Source organism: Phenylobacterium sp., assembly GCF_035276905.1.
GTDB lineage: Bacteria > Pseudomonadota > Alphaproteobacteria > Caulobacterales > Caulobacteraceae > Phenylobacterium.
Genome location: NZ_DATELG010000220.1, coordinates 18,179 through 30,851, shown reverse-complemented (window position 1 = coordinate 30,851; position 12,673 = coordinate 18,179). Strand labels below are relative to the sequence as shown.

13 protein-coding genes, 1 other RNA gene and 1 pseudogene are annotated in these 12,673 nt (G+C 71.6%); 2 read left to right on the top strand and 13 right to left on the bottom strand.

The window, feature by feature from the left end; all coding sequences use genetic code 11:
- From VJS38_RS10455 to rnpB, 10 genes and pseudogenes are all read right to left on the bottom strand, one after another.
- A partial coding sequence (locus tag VJS38_RS10455; RefSeq protein ID WP_324088087.1) for a hypothetical protein occupies nucleotides 1-123 on the bottom strand: 123 nt, incomplete at its 3' end.
- A 19-nt stretch (nucleotides 124-142) separates the two neighbouring features.
- Nucleotides 143-1,252 (bottom strand): phospho-N-acetylmuramoyl-pentapeptide-transferase, encoded by a 1,110-nt coding sequence (gene mraY / locus VJS38_RS10450; protein ID WP_324088082.1) that lies wholly within the window; start codon nucleotides 1,250-1,252, stop codon nucleotides 143-145.
- Nucleotides 1,252-2,649 carry a UDP-N-acetylmuramoyl-tripeptide--D-alanyl-D-alanine ligase gene (locus VJS38_RS10445; RefSeq protein WP_324088086.1) on the bottom strand — a complete coding sequence of 466 codons (1,398 nt, stop codon included), beginning with the start codon at nucleotides 2,647-2,649 and terminating at the stop codon, nucleotides 1,252-1,254. The genes mraY and VJS38_RS10445 overlap by 1 nt, the downstream gene beginning before the upstream one ends.
- A gap of 6 nt (nucleotides 2,650-2,655) precedes the next feature.
- Nucleotides 2,656-4,095 (bottom strand): annotated as a pseudogene (locus tag VJS38_RS10440) (UDP-N-acetylmuramoyl-L-alanyl-D-glutamate--2,6-diaminopimelate ligase); the annotation flags it as partial.
- Complete coding sequence (locus VJS38_RS10435; RefSeq protein ID WP_324088081.1) at nucleotides 4,092-5,843, bottom strand: penicillin-binding protein 2; 1,752 nt, start codon at nucleotides 5,841-5,843, stop codon at nucleotides 4,092-4,094. The gene VJS38_RS10435 and the pseudogene VJS38_RS10440, both read right to left, overlap by 4 nt.
- Nucleotides 5,840-6,283 (bottom strand): cell division protein FtsL, encoded by a 444-nt coding sequence (gene ftsL, locus VJS38_RS10430; protein WP_324088080.1) that lies wholly within the window; start codon nucleotides 6,281-6,283, stop codon nucleotides 5,840-5,842. Before ftsL ends, VJS38_RS10435 begins: the two co-directional genes overlap by 4 nt.
- A complete protein-coding gene (rsmH, locus tag VJS38_RS10425; protein ID WP_324088079.1) occupies nucleotides 6,280-7,215 on the bottom strand; it encodes a 16S rRNA (cytosine(1402)-N(4))-methyltransferase RsmH in 936 nt (311 codons plus the stop codon). The genes ftsL and rsmH overlap by 4 nt, the downstream gene beginning before the upstream one ends.
- The gene (locus tag VJS38_RS10420; protein ID WP_324088078.1) at nucleotides 7,212-7,382 is read right to left on the bottom strand and encodes a hypothetical protein; all 171 of its coding nucleotides are present in this window, start codon (nucleotides 7,380-7,382) and stop codon (nucleotides 7,212-7,214) included. The genes rsmH and VJS38_RS10420 overlap by 4 nt, the downstream gene beginning before the upstream one ends.
- Nucleotides 7,379-7,846 carry a division/cell wall cluster transcriptional repressor MraZ gene (locus VJS38_RS10415; RefSeq protein WP_324088085.1) on the bottom strand — a complete coding sequence of 156 codons (468 nt, stop codon included), beginning with the start codon at nucleotides 7,844-7,846 and terminating at the stop codon, nucleotides 7,379-7,381. Before VJS38_RS10415 ends, VJS38_RS10420 begins: the two co-directional genes overlap by 4 nt.
- A 308-nt stretch (nucleotides 7,847-8,154) precedes the next feature.
- Nucleotides 8,155-8,583, bottom strand: an RNA gene (gene rnpB / locus VJS38_RS10410) — RNase P RNA component class A.
- Between the two features lie 83 nt (nucleotides 8,584-8,666).
- Here rnpB and VJS38_RS10405 point away from each other — a divergent pair.
- The gene (locus VJS38_RS10405) at nucleotides 8,667-9,083 is read left to right on the top strand and encodes a GFA family protein (RefSeq protein WP_324088077.1); all 417 of its coding nucleotides are present in this window, start codon (nucleotides 8,667-8,669) and stop codon (nucleotides 9,081-9,083) included.
- Nucleotides 9,084-9,114: 31 nt separating this feature from the next.
- Here VJS38_RS10405 and VJS38_RS10400 read toward each other — a convergent pair whose 3' ends face one another.
- Both VJS38_RS10400 and VJS38_RS10395 read right to left on the bottom strand, forming a co-directional pair.
- A complete protein-coding gene (locus tag VJS38_RS10400) occupies nucleotides 9,115-9,552 on the bottom strand; it encodes a cupin domain-containing protein (protein ID WP_324088076.1) in 438 nt (145 codons plus the stop codon).
- 2 nt (nucleotides 9,553-9,554) lie between these two features.
- Nucleotides 9,555-10,274 (bottom strand): N-acetylmuramoyl-L-alanine amidase, encoded by a 720-nt coding sequence (locus tag VJS38_RS10395; protein ID WP_324088075.1) that lies wholly within the window; start codon nucleotides 10,272-10,274, stop codon nucleotides 9,555-9,557.
- 95 nt (nucleotides 10,275-10,369) lie between these two features.
- Between VJS38_RS10395 and VJS38_RS10390 the strand changes: the two genes are divergently transcribed.
- On the top strand, nucleotides 10,370-11,104 hold the full coding sequence (locus tag VJS38_RS10390) for an endonuclease/exonuclease/phosphatase family protein (protein WP_324088074.1): 735 nt from the start codon (nucleotides 10,370-10,372) through the stop codon (nucleotides 11,102-11,104).
- Here the strand turns inward: VJS38_RS10390 and VJS38_RS10385 are convergent.
- Nucleotides 11,046-12,575: a phospholipase D-like domain-containing protein gene (locus VJS38_RS10385; protein WP_324088073.1), complete on the bottom strand. Its 1,530-nt coding sequence runs from the start codon at nucleotides 12,573-12,575 to the stop codon at nucleotides 11,046-11,048. The genes VJS38_RS10390 and VJS38_RS10385 overlap by 59 nt on opposite strands.
- Nucleotides 12,576-12,673: the final 98 nt, after the last annotated feature.

Here is a 12,673-nt window from a genome sequence, read left to right as displayed (position 1 = left end):
CTTCTCGTCCCACAGCGCGACCGCCGCGCCGCCGGCCACGAGGGCGCGCGCGGCCGCCAGCCCCGTACGGGCCAGGCCGAACACGGCCACCGTCCTGCCTTCGAAGCCGCGGACCGGGATCATGACGACTTAGCCTGGCCTCCTAGCGCAGCTTCAGCGTGGCCAGCCCCAGGAGGGCCAGCATCAGCGAGACGATCCAGAAGCGGATCACGACGGTGGATTCCGACCAGCCCAGCTTCTCGAAGTGGTGGTGGATCGGAGCCATCAGGAACACCCGGCGGCCAGTGCGCTTGAACCAGGCGACCTGGATCACGACCGACAGGGTCTCGGCGACGAACAGCCCGCCGATCACCGCCAGCACGATCTCGTGGCGGGTGGCGACCGCGATCGAGCCCAGGGCGCCGCCCAGCGCCAGCGAGCCGGTGTCGCCCATGAAGATCCGGGCCGGCGGGGCGTTGTACCAGAGGAAGCCCATGCCGGCGCCGATCAGGGCCGAGCAGAAGACCGCGATCTCGCCGACGCCCGGCACGAAGTGGAGCTGCAGGTAGTTGGCGAAGACATAATTGCCGACCAGGTAGGCGATGAAGCCGAGCGCCGCCGAGGCGATCATCACCGGCACCGTCGCCAGGCCGTCGAGGCCGTCGGTGAAGTTCACCGCATTGGCCGCGCCGACGATCACGAAGGCGCCGAAGACCAGGTAGAACCAGCCCAGGTTGATCACCGCCTGCTTGGCGAGCGGGAACACCACCGAGGTCAGGAGGTGCCCATCCGGCGGCGGCTTGGCGGCGAAGACGAGGATCAGGAGGATTGCGGCCATGGCGACGCCGGCCTCGATCGCCAGCCGCGCGAAGCCGGAGAGGCCGGCGGTCGTCTGCTTGGTGACCTTGGCGTAGTCGTCGAGGAAGCCCAGCACCCCGTAGCCGGTGGTCACCAGCAGCACCGCCCAGGTGTAGACGTTGCGCAGGTCGGCCCACAGAAGGGTGCCGACGATCAGGCCGGCCAGGATCATCACCCCGCCCATGGTCGGGGTGCCGGCCTTCTCGATGATGTGGCGCTCGATGCCTTCCTTGCGGATCGGCTGGCCCTTGCCCTGCTTCGTCCGCATCCAGGCGATGAAGCGCGAGCCCATCAGCATCACGACCAGCTGGGCCGTGAACAGCGCCATGCCACCGCGGAAGGTGATGTAGCGCAGGATGTTCAGCACGGGCACATGCCCGCCCGCCGCCAGCTGCTCGTAGAGCCAGAAGAACATTACGCCGTCTCCCCGCCCACGGAATCGAGCGCGGCGAGCGCTGCCGCCACAGCGCCGGCCTTCGACCCGTTGGACCCCTTCACCATCACCACGTCGCCGGGCTCTGCGGCCCGGACGACCAGCGGCGCGAGATCCGCCGCTGTCTCGGCGTAGCCGCCCCGCCGAGTCGGCGGAAGGGCGTCCCACAGGGATTTCATCAACGGCCCGGCGCAGAACACGAGGTCGATGGCCGCAGCTTCCAGCGGCTCTGCGAGGGCGGCGTGGAAGCTCTTGGTCTCAGGGCCCAGCTCCAGCATGTCGGTCAGCGCGACAATGCGCCGCCCGTCCGTCTTGCGGCCCCCCAGAGTGGCGATCGCCGAGGCCATGGAGATCGGGTTGGCGTTGTAGCTCTCGTCGATCAGGGTGAGGGCGCCGCCCCGAATATGCACGACCCTCTCCGCCCCGCGTCCGGCCAGCGGCTCGAACGCGCCCAGCGCCGCCAGGCCGTCGCCCAGGTCGACGTCGAGCGCCTCCAGCATCAGCAACACGGCCATGGAGTTCAGGCCCCAGTGCCGGCCGGTCTGCAGGATCGGGAAGTCCACCGGCCGTCCGTGCAGGCGCGCCTGCACCATGGCGCGGCCGCCGGCGGACTGGAAATCGATCAGCCGCGCGTCGCAGTCCTCGCCGGTCCCGAAGCTGCGGACGGTTGCGCCGGCCTTCAGCGCCTGCCCCTTCAAGAGGTCGAACCAGCGGTTGTCGGCGTTCAACACCGCGATCCCGCCGGGCTCCAGCCCCTCGAAGATTTCGGCCTTGGCGCGCGCTACGCCGCTCTCGCCGTCCGGAAAGTTCTCGGTGTGCACGGGCCCGACGGTGGTCACGACCACGGCGTGCGGCCGGACCATGCGGCTGAGCGGCTGGATCTCGCCCTCGTGGTTCATGCCGATTTCGAAGACCGCGCGCGCGGCGTCCCGCGGCATCCTGGCCAAGGTGAGCGGCACGCCGATGTGGTTGTTGTAGGACTTCACCGACGAGTGCGCCCGGCCCGCGCGCATCAGGCCCGCCATCACCGCCTGGGTGACGCTGGTCTTGCCGACCGAGCCGGTGACGGCGCCCCGCCGGGCGTGGGGCGCCCGCTCGCGCGCCGCCTGGCCGAGACGCTCCAGCGCCTGCAAGGTGTCGCCGACCATCACGGCCGGCGCGCCGACGTCGCGGGCGACCAGGGCGCCGGCCGCGCCCCCGGCCATCGCCTGGTCGACGAACTCATGACCGTCGCGCACGCCACCCAGCGCCACGAACAGGTCGCCGGGCTCGATAGAGCGGGTGTCGATCGAAACGCCGGTCGCGCGGAAGGCGCCGCGCAGGCCCTGGCCGCCGGTCGCGGCGATGATCTCCTCGGACGTCCAGAGCGGCTCAGCCATGGCCAGCTCCAGCGCCTGGGCGGTCTCGGCCACGTCGTCGAAGGGATGGGTCACGCCGCCGACGATCTGGCCCTGCTCGTGGCCCTTGCCGGCCACCACCAGGATGTCGCCCTCGCCCAGCATGGCCGCGGCGGCGCGGATCGCCTCGCGCCGATCGCCGATCTCCTTCGCGCCGCGCGCGCCGGCCAGCACCTCGGCTCGGATAGCGGCCGGAGTCTCGGAGCGCGGGTTGTCGTCGGTGACGATCGCCGCATCGGCCAGCTCGGCGGCGACGGCGCCCATCAGGGGGCGCTTGCCGCGGTCGCGGTCGCCGCCCGCGCCGAACACCACGATCAACCTGCCTCGGACGTGTGGGCGAAGCGCCTTCAGCACCGTCGCCAGGCCGTCGGGCGTGTGGGCGTAGTCGACATAGGCCTCGCCGCCGCGCGGCCCCGTCCCGACCCGTTGAAGCCGACCCGGCGCGCCCTCCAGCGCCTCCAGGCCCGCCAGGGTCTGCTCGAGGCCGAGCCCCGCGGCCAGGCACAGCCCTGCGGCCACCAGCGCGTTCGAGGCCTGGAAGCCGCCGGCCAGCGGCAGCACCAGGTCACAAGTCCGGCCGTCGAGCTCCAGCTTCAGCCGCTGGCCCTCGGGCAGCAGGCTGCGCTCGACCAGCCGGATCCCCTGCCCCGCCTCGCCGACGCTCAGCACCGTCTGGCCGGCGGTCACCGCGGCCGCGGCGAAGACGTCGTAGGCGTCGGAGTCGGCGTTCAGCACCGCGGTCGCGCCGCGCGGCAAGAGCGTCTCGAACAGCCGCAGCTTGGCCGCGCGATAGACGTCCATCGACCCGTGATAGTCGAGGTGGTCCTGGGTCAGATTCAGGAAGCCCGCCGCGGCCAGCCGCACCCCGTCCAGCCGGCGCTGATCGACGCCGTGCGAGGAAGCCTCCATGGCGAAGTGGGTGACGCCGCGGGCGGCGGCCCCGGCCATCAGCTCGGCGACGTCGGCGGCGTCCGGCGTCGTCAGGCCCGGCGGGGTCACCTGTTCGTCGAAGCCGCCGGGGCCCGAAAGCCGCACGCCCAGCGTGCCCATGCTGCCGGCCTTGAAGCCCGCGCGGGCGAAGATCTGGCGGCAGAAGTTCGCGACCGAGGTCTTGCCGTTGGTGCCGGTCACCGCGACCACTGTCGCCGGCTGGGCGCCGTAAAAGGCCGCCGCCGCCAGCGCATAGGCGCGGCGCGGATCAGGCGTGGCGATGGTCTGGGCGGAAAGCGCCAGCTCGCGGCCGGCGATCACCGCCGCGGCCCCTTGTTCAACCGCCTTGGCGGCGAACGCCGCGCCGTCGACCTTCGAGCCCGGCAGGGCGGCGAACAGGAAGCCCGGCCGCACCTTGCGGCTGTCGGCGGTGACGCCGGTGATCTCCGGATCGACCGACAGGTCGCGTTTGACCAGCTGGGAGAGGCGCGCGCTCAATGCTCTTCCCCTGTGTCGCTCGGCGCGGCGGTCACCTCGGTGAAGGGCGCGGTGTCCATCCGCCGTTGCACGCCCAGGAACGGAGCGATGCGCTCGATGATCCGCCCGGCGGCCGGGGCCGCGACGATGCCGCCGGTGGGGTCGGCGCCGGTCTTGTCCGGGTGCGGCTCGTCCATCAGCACCAGCACGAAGTAGCGCGGGGCCTCGACCGGGCCGTCGGTCGGGAAGACGGCGGCGAAGGAGGAGACCTGCTTGGTGGTCGAGTAGCGCTTGGCCACGGGATCGAACTTGTCGCCGGTGCCGGTCTTGCCGCCGACGTTCAGCCCCGAGACGTTGGCCGACTTGCCCGAGCCGCCGGTGACGTTGGCGCGCATGATCTGCAGCAGGGTCTCGGTGGTGTGCGGCGAGACGATCTGCGGCCCGTCCGGACGGGCGCCCGGCGCCAGCTTGTGGATGGTCAGCGGCAGGAGCTTGCCGCCGTTCAGCAGGCCCGAATAGGCGCGCGCCACGGCCAGCGGGCTGACGTTCATGCCATGGCCGAACGAGGTCGAGGCGACCGCGTCCTCGTCCCAGGTCCGCGGCGTCAGCGGCCTGGCGCTCTCGACCAGCTCGATCTTGGCCGGCTCGGTCAGGCCGAAGGCCTTGAAGTAGTGCTCCAGCCGCTTGACGCCGATCGCCTCGGCGAGGCGCGCGGTGCCGATGTTGGAGGAGTGCTGAAAGACCTCGACCAGGGTCAGGATCTTATGGGTGGCGTGATAGTCGTGGATGGTGCGATAGCCCAGCTGGAAGGGCTGGCGCGCGTCGAAGGTCGACATCGGCGTGGCCACGCCGCTGTCCAGCCCCGCCGCCACGGTGAAGCCCTTGAAGGTCGAGCCCATCTCGTAGATCGAGGCCGCGGCGCGATTGAGGCGCGCGTCGAGGCTCGCCTCCCCGGCCTTGTTCGGGTCGAAGGTCGGGTAGTTGGCCAGCGCCAGGATCTCGCCGGTGTGGACGTTGACCACCACCGCCACCGCGCCCTTGGGGCGGAAGTTCCCGACGGCCTTGTAGAGCTCGTCCTCGGCGGCGGCCTGGACGCGCAGGTCGATCGACAGCGGCACGTTGCGCTCGGCGGTGGCGGCGTCATGGATGTCGCCGTTGAAGGCGGCTTCGGCCCCGGCCAGACCCTCGCCGCCGGAATCGACGAAGCCGATCAGGTGCGCGCCGGTGTAGCCCAGCGGATAGACCCGCCGCTCCTCGGGCTCGAAGCTGACGCCCGGCAGGCCGAGCTCATTGACCTTGGAGCGCACCTCCGGCGTCAGCCCGCCGATCAGGAAGGTCCGCCGCCCCGCCTGCAGCGCCCGCTCCAGCCGCTCCGGCGTCAGGTCCGGCAGGGCCGCGCGCAGCGCCCGGCGGGTCTCGCCCGCGTCCCAGATCTCACGCGGATCGAGGTAGAGGCCGTAGTGCAGCAGGTCGGCGGCCAGCAGCTCGCCGTTGCGGTCGACGAGGTCGCCGCGCGCGGCGCTCACCGGCGGCGCCGAGCCGTCGGCCCGGCCGGCGTCCGAGAACAGGGCCGCCCGCGTCGCCCCGATGGCGAGGGTCAGGAACCCCGCCGAGAACAGGGTGGCGACGAAGAAGATGCGCAGCCGCGTGTCGTCCTGCGGCTTGTCCGAGGCCCGCGCACGCTCGAAGGCGTGCTCCAGCCGCCACATCGCCCGCGCGAGCCAACGGGAGACGGTGTCGGCGCCGAAGGATTGCAGGCCAAGGCTCATCGGGCGTGGGCCTCCGCGGCGGCGGGCGCCGTCGGCGGCGCGGGCGGATGGGTCGGATCGAAATCGAGCGGGGCGTGCTCCGAGGCGGCCTTGGCCACCTCATCGCCGGGCGTCTTGCCGGTGATCATCACCGTGCGAGCGATATCGGCCAGGCCGTCGGGGCCGACGTCACGCTTGATCGAGACCGGCGCCATGCCGAGGTAGGCCGCCGACAGCCGCTCCAGGCGCGCCGGCTCCTCCAGGTGGGCGACCTCGGCCTGCAGGAGGCGGATGCGCGCCTGCTCCTCGTCGATCTGCCGGTCCATGCTGGCGATCTCCGCGCGCTCGCGCCCGGCCATGGTCTTGGCCAGGTAGACCCCCAGCACCAGCGCCACCAGCAGCGCCGCCGCGATCAGGTCGATCAGCCGGAAACCGCGGACCCTCCGATCGAGCAGGCTCATGCCGCATCCCTCCAGACGGGCGCGGCGGTTCTGATCGCGGCCCGAAGCTTCGCCGAACGCGCGCGGGGATTGGCCTCGACCTCCGCCGCCGACGGCGCCTGGGCGCCGTTGAACAGCAGCTGGAAGCTCGGCGGCGCGCCGGCGGCCACCGGCGGCGCATGGCGCGAGCCCCCCGGCGTCCGACCCGCCCGCACCGCCAGGAAGGTCTTCACGATTCTATCTTCGAGCGAATGGAACGTGACGACGCAGAGCCGCCCGCCGGCCTTCAGCGTCCGCTCGGCGGCCACCAGGCCCTCCTCGAGTTCGGAAAGCTCATCGTTGACGGCGATACGCAGCGCCTGGAACGACCGGGTGGCGGGATGGACCTTGGCGCCGCGGCGCCCGCCCAGCGCCTTCTCGATGAACTCGGCCAGCTCCAGGGTGCGGCTGAACGGCTGCTCCGCCCGCCGCTTAGCGATGGCCGCGGCGATCCGGCGGCTCTGCCGCTCCTCGCCGTAGACATAGAGGATGCGGGCCAGCTCGGCAGTCTCGGCGCCGTTGACGAGGTCGGCGGCGGTCGGCCCCGCCTCGCCCATGCGCATGTCGAGCGGGCCGTCGCGCATGAAGGAGAAGCCGCGCTCGCTCTCGTCGAGCTGCATCGAGGAGACGCCGAGGTCGAGCGCCACGGCGTCGACAGCGCCCTCGCCGGCCACCTCGGCCATCTCCGAGAAGCGCGCCTGCACCAGGCGGAAGCGGTCGGCGGGCAGGCCCTCGGCGAAGCGCGCGGCCGTGGGATCGCGATCAAAGGCGATGACGCTGGCCCCGGCGGCCAGGAAGGCGCGGGTGTAGCCGCCGGCGCCGAAGGTGCCGTCCACCACCGTCTCGCCCTTAGCGGGCTTCATGGCGGCGAGCACCTCGTCCAGCAGGACGGAGGTGTGCGGCGCAGCCGTCATTGCGGCCGCTCCGGACGCTCTGCGCCGCAGGGCGCAGGCGGGGGCGCAGGGCGCTTGGGCGGCAGGCCCTCGGGCCGGGGCGTCTGATCCGCCTCGGGTACGGGCTCGAACAGGTAGCGCCGGCAGCGCAGTTCGCCGTAGTGGCGCTCGAAAGGCCGCTCGTTCATGCCGCACCTCCCAGCCGGGCGGCGCGCTGCTGCGCGCGCAGCTGGGCCAGGCCCTGGCGGGCGAGGTCGCGCTGGGCCGCGCGGTGGGCCTGGAAGGCGTCGCGCGACCAGATCTGGAACCGGTCGCCCAGCCCCACGACCGCCACCCAGTCGGTCAGGCCGAACATCTCGCAGAGGGTTTCCGGCAGGGTGATCCGGCCGGCGGTGTCGAACGACAGCTTGGCCATGCCGCCCAGCACCGAGGTCTCCAGCGCCGAACGCAAAGGATCGCCGAACTCCAGTTCCTCGATGACGGCGGTGTAGCGGTCGAACAGCGCCTTGCCGCCGCCCTCGATGCAGTCGGCCTCGATGGAGGGGAAGCAGAAGACGCCGTCGAACGGGCCGGCGGCCAGCGCGCGGAATTCCTGCGGCACGACGATGCGCCGCTTCGCGTCCAGCTGCTTCTCAAAGGTCGAGAGAAACATCTCGCCCTGGCCCCTGCTAGCGGCCGGCATCCCGACCGCACCCACCACGTCGCCTCAAGGCCCGCCCTGGCGATGCGGCTGACGATGGAAATTGGGTTAACATGGGACGAAGTGGGATACAATGACTCTGCGGGTCCGAAACGGGTCAAATGAGGGGCGGCGAAACATTTGCGGTTAACGGATTCCACCCATCCACAGAACCTACAGAGAACAGCTGAAGCAGCGGGCGCGCCGGTGTCAGTCGGTCCCAGTTGCGCGGCATGAGCGGGCGCTGCGGGCTCGATCCGGGCGGTCCTGAGCTGGGACGAGGGATCAGACGGCCTGTAAGCCGGGTTCTGTGCCGCCCGACGAAGTCGGACGCGGCGGCCATTCCTCTGGACCGACCCTCGCGGGCCGGTTCTCGCGACCTACCCGGACCCCTCGGGCCGGCGACGGCCCTGCCCGTGGGAAACGGGCGCGGGATCCCTATTCGGTCTTGCTCCTGGCGGGGCTTGCCATGCCGTCCCTGTCACCAGGAACGCGGTGCGCTCTTACCGCACCCTTTCACCCTTGCCCGACTTCGCCTTCGGCTTCGAAGGGCGAAGCCCTGCGGAGCTTAAGCGGAGCAGGGCGGTTTGCTTTCTGTGGCGCTATCCCTGGGGTCGCCCCCGGCGGGCGTTACCCGCCGCCATGTCGTCGTGGAGCCCGGACTTTCCTCGAACGCGCTTGCGCGCGCCCGCGACCGCCCGGCCGTCTGATCCGCCTGGGAAGGTGATCGTTCGAGCGCCGGGGGTCAAGGCGCGCGCGTTGCGCTATCGTCGAGGCAGCCAGGGAGATGTCGATGCCCGAAGGAAAGACCGTACGCGGGGCCTGCCACTGTCGAGCGGTGAAGTTCGAGGTCGCCCTGAAGGGCGGATTGTCGGGCGCGCGGCGCTGCAACTGCTCGATGTGCCGGATGCGCGGGGCGGTGGCGCTCACCGCCGACGTCGGCGACCTGCGCCTCGTCGAGGGGGAGGAGCAACTCACCGAGTACCGCTTCAACACCGGCGTCGCCCGGCACTATTTCTGCTCGCGCTGCGGGATCTACACCCATCACCAGCGCCGCTCGAACCCGAACGAGTTCGGCGTCAACGCCGCCTGCCTCGAAGGCGTGAGCCCCTTCGACTTCCGCGAGGTCCCGGTGACCGACGGGGTGCGCCACACGAGCGACGGCAACCCCGAGCGGATCGTCGGCGTGCTGCGGTTTGAGCCGGAGTAAGCTCCTCCCCGCTGCGCGGGTGAGAAGCGTACTAGGTATCGGCCGGCTCCCACCCGGGCGGCGCGAGCTCGAAGCCCTCGAACTCGAACCCTGGCGCAACGACGCAGGCGACCAGGGTCCAGCCCTCAGCGGAGGTCTGAGCCGACTGCCATGCGCCGGGCGGGACGAGATGCTGCGGCGTGTGCCCGACCGACGGGTCCGGGCCGATCACCACGGTCCGCGGCGCCTTCCCGTCCTCCGCCACGCCGAGCTCCAGCGGCGCGCCGGCCTGGAACAGCCAGAGCTCGCCGGCGTCGACCCGGTGCCAGTGCGAGCGCCGCCCCGCCTCCAGCAGGAAGAGGATCGACGTGGCGCAGGCGCGGCCGTTCGGCAGGGCCGCCTCGGCGCGCCAGGTCTCGCGATACCAGCCGCCCTCGGGATGGGGAGCGAGGCCCAGCGCCTCGATCATCGCCGCAGCGGCGGCCGTCATCCTCAAGCCCCCAGCCGAAGCAGGGCGATCAGCCGCGCGCGGGTCTCCCCGTCCGCGTTCCCATCCACCTGGTTCGGCCGCCAATGCCGCTGGAAGGCGCGGATGATGCTGCTGGTGCGCGGCTCGTATTCGCCGGACGGAGCGCAGTCGTAGCCCAGCCGGGTCAGCCCCGCCTGCAGGGCGAAGACGCCCGGACCGGTCTCGCCCTCGCAGAGCGGCGCGCCCGGGGCGGCGGAGACGTCGGTCCAGTAGCCGTGGCCGGCCTCGGCCAGCCGCTTCCAGGGGAACAGCTCGCCGGGGTCCTGCTTGCGGTCCGGGGCGACGTCGGAGTGGCCGACGATGGCGCCGTCGTCGATGGTCCAGCGGCTGCGGATGTCGTCGATCAGTTCGATCACCGCCTCGACCTGCGCCTCGGGAAAGGAGCGGTAGCCGAACTCGTGGCCGGGATTGACGATCTCGATCCCGATCGAGACGCCGTTCAGGTTCTGCCGCCCCTTCCAGAACGACACGCCCGCGTGCCAGGCGCGCCGCTCCTCGGCGACCAGGCTGAACACCCGGCCGTCCTCCTCCACCAGGTAGTGGGACGAAACCTTGGCCTCGGGATCGCGCAGCCGGTCGAGCGCGGCATGGCCGGTCAGCATGCCGGTGTAGTGCAGGACGATCATCTCCGGCGGCGCGGTGCGCGCGTCGAAGTTCGGCGACGGGGCGGGGATCAGCTCCATGCCCCTGTCATAGAACCTGGCCGGCGAGCTGGCGACCGGGAACGCCTGAAGCGGAGCTTGCGTTCGGGGACGGTCCTCGTCACACCTCGGCGCCCATGCCCCGCATCGTGACCTACAATGTCCATCGCTGCGTCGGAAACGACCGCCAGCTCGACGTGGCGCGCGTGGCCGAGGTGCTGGCCAGGCTCGAGCCCGACATCGTCGCCCTGCAGGAGCTGGACGTCGGCCGCGCCCGCACCAACCACGTCGACCAGGCCAATGAGATCGCCCAGCGGCTGGAGATGGCGGTCCACTTTCACCCGGCGATGCGGGTCGAGAAGGAGCTCTACGGCGACGCCATCCTCAGCGCCTATCCGGAGAAGCTGATCCAGACCGGCCCCCTGCCCGGCCATCCGCGGCTCACCGCGCTGGAGCCGCGCGGGGCGCTCTGGCTGGAGGTGGATATCGACGGGCGCTCCGTGCAGGTGATCAACACCCACCTGGGGCTGGTGCCGCGCGAGCAGCGGACCCAGGCCTCGTTCCTGGCCGGTCCCTCGTGGCTGGAGCACCCGCGTTGCAGGGGGCCGAGGATCCTGCTGGGCGACTTCAACGCCACGGGGACCTCGGTGGTCTACCGCACGCTGACCGCCAAGCTGGAGCCGGCGCGGCGGCTGGCGCCGGAGCGCAAGCCGACCTCGACCTTCCCCTCGCAGCTGCCGGTGCTGCGCATCGACCACATCTTCGTAAGCCCGGAGATCAGGGTCGGCGACGTCTTCGCCCCGTTCGATCCGCTCACGCGGGTCGCGTCGGACCACTTGCCCCTGGTGATGGACTTCGAAGTGGCGGCCTGACGACGCTGCGCGCGTCGCGGATGATGGCGTCGGTGAGCGCGTGGGCCTCCTGATAGAGGCGCTCGCGCCGGCGGCCCGGTCGCCAGGAGTCGCGGGTGTCCTGCGGGTCGCCCAGGTGGTGCCTTGTGATGAAGTCGCCGATGGCCATGGTCTCCGGCGGCTCGATCGCCTGCAGCCGGCCCTCGCGGTTCAGGGCGTCGATGGCGCCGACCAGGCCGCCGAACTTGGCGCGGGCCTTGGCCACGGCGTCCCCGGTCTGGGCCATGAAGTGGCCGACGAGCCGGTCGCGGAAGGCGGCGATCTGCCGGCGCGCGCCCGGATCGTCGCTCTCCACCCCCAGCTCACACTCGGTGTCGAAGCCGCCGGAGCGGTTGTTGAGGTTGGCCGAGCCCACCCGGACGATGCGGTCGTCGATCACCGTCACCTTGGAGTGGACGATGATGGTCTCGCCCTTCGAGGTCGCCGGCCAGAAGGCGCGGAAGCGGCCGAAGACGTCGGCCGCGCGCAGCCGCCAGATCATCGCCCCGCGCGCCCGGTCCATCGTCAGGTGGTCGAACCAGCTGGGCGCGTGGCCGGTCGAGACCAGCACCACCTCCGGCCCGTCGGGCTCCGACAGCCGGGCCGCCAGCGCCTCGGTGACCACCGGCGAGGTGAAGTACTGGTTCTCCAGGTAGATGGTCTCGTCGGCCGCGGCGATCGAGGCCAGCGTCAGGCGGCGGATCTCCTCCACCTGCGGCCGCTTCTTCCACTCCGGCTCCGTGCGGGCGATCGCCACCTCGGCGCCGAACAGCTGGGCCGGCACGTGCTCGGGCCAGGGATCTGCGCCGACGGGCGGCGGCGCATCGAGGCGCTTGCCGGTGGAGCGGAACCAGCGCTCGCGGGCGAGGTCGCCCAGCGCGCGCGCCGCCGCGCCGTCGACCATCATCATCACCTCGTGGCGCGGGTCGTGGCACTCCTGCTTGGGCATGATGCGGCGCCGGTCGTCGTCCTTGTGCGCGGGCGAGTCCCAGCGATCGACGGAGATGTCGCCGCCGCCGCAGAACGCCAGCCGGTCGTCGACCACCAGCACCTTCTGGTGGTGGCAGGCGCCGAAAGGCACGGAGTCGTCCAGGCGGAAGTGCACGGGGGTGTTGCGGAAGAACTTGCGCGCCTTGTGCGGGAAGAACTCCTGGCTGGCGCTGATCGGCAGGGCCGACTTCCAGATCAGGAGCCGCACGTCCAGCTCCGGCCGCGCGCTGGCCAGCTCCACCAGGATCCGCCCGACCTCGTCGGGGTCGTCGGGGCTGTCGTAGCCGTCGGGGAACAGCCGGGTGCGCGGATCGAAGCCCCAGCCGAGCAGCAGGATCGAGCGGCGCGCCTTCTGCAGCGCGTCGTAGACGGCGGTGAAATAGGCCTCGTTGTCGATCAGGAACGCCGCGCGGTCGGCCCGCGCCGTGCGCCAGCAGGTGTTGCCGGGCCGAAAGACCGTCATCCGCCGTGTGTTCCCTGCGCCCGGAGTTCCGCGCCGCTCCCGGATAAGGGAAAGCTCATGGCGAAGGTGGGTTCCCGCGGCTCCGCTGGCAAGAAAAA

Excerpts from the sequence above, each read along its gene's own strand:
- mraY (WP_324088082.1), bottom strand. The coding sequence starts at position 1,252 with ATGTTCTTCTGGCTCTACGAGCAGCTGGCGGCGGGCGGGCATGTGCCC.
- VJS38_RS10445 (WP_324088086.1), bottom strand. The coding sequence starts at position 2,649 with ATGGCTGAGCCGCTCTGGACGTCCGAGGAGATCATCGCCGCGACCGGC.
- VJS38_RS10435 (WP_324088081.1), bottom strand. The coding sequence starts at position 5,843 with ATGAGCCTTGGCCTGCAATCCTTCGGCGCCGACACCGTCTCCCGTTGG.
- ftsL (WP_324088080.1), bottom strand. The coding sequence starts at position 6,283 with ATGAGCCTGCTCGATCGGAGGGTCCGCGGTTTCCGGCTGATCGACCTG.
- rsmH (WP_324088079.1), bottom strand. The coding sequence starts at position 7,215 with ATGACGGCTGCGCCGCACACCTCCGTCCTGCTGGACGAGGTGCTCGCC.
- VJS38_RS10420 (WP_324088078.1), bottom strand. The coding sequence starts at position 7,382 with ATGAACGAGCGGCCTTTCGAGCGCCACTACGGCGAACTGCGCTGCCGG.
- VJS38_RS10415 (WP_324088085.1), bottom strand. The coding sequence starts at position 7,846 with ATGTTTCTCTCGACCTTTGAGAAGCAGCTGGACGCGAAGCGGCGCATC.
- VJS38_RS10405 (WP_324088077.1), top strand. The coding sequence starts at position 8,667 with ATGCCCGAAGGAAAGACCGTACGCGGGGCCTGCCACTGTCGAGCGGTG.
- VJS38_RS10400 (WP_324088076.1), bottom strand. The coding sequence starts at position 9,552 with ATGACGGCCGCCGCTGCGGCGATGATCGAGGCGCTGGGCCTCGCTCCC.
- VJS38_RS10395 (WP_324088075.1), bottom strand. The coding sequence starts at position 10,274 with ATGGAGCTGATCCCCGCCCCGTCGCCGAACTTCGACGCGCGCACCGCG.
- VJS38_RS10390 (WP_324088074.1), top strand. The coding sequence starts at position 10,370 with ATGCCCCGCATCGTGACCTACAATGTCCATCGCTGCGTCGGAAACGAC.
- VJS38_RS10385 (WP_324088073.1), bottom strand. The coding sequence starts at position 12,575 with ATGACGGTCTTTCGGCCCGGCAACACCTGCTGGCGCACGGCGCGGGCC.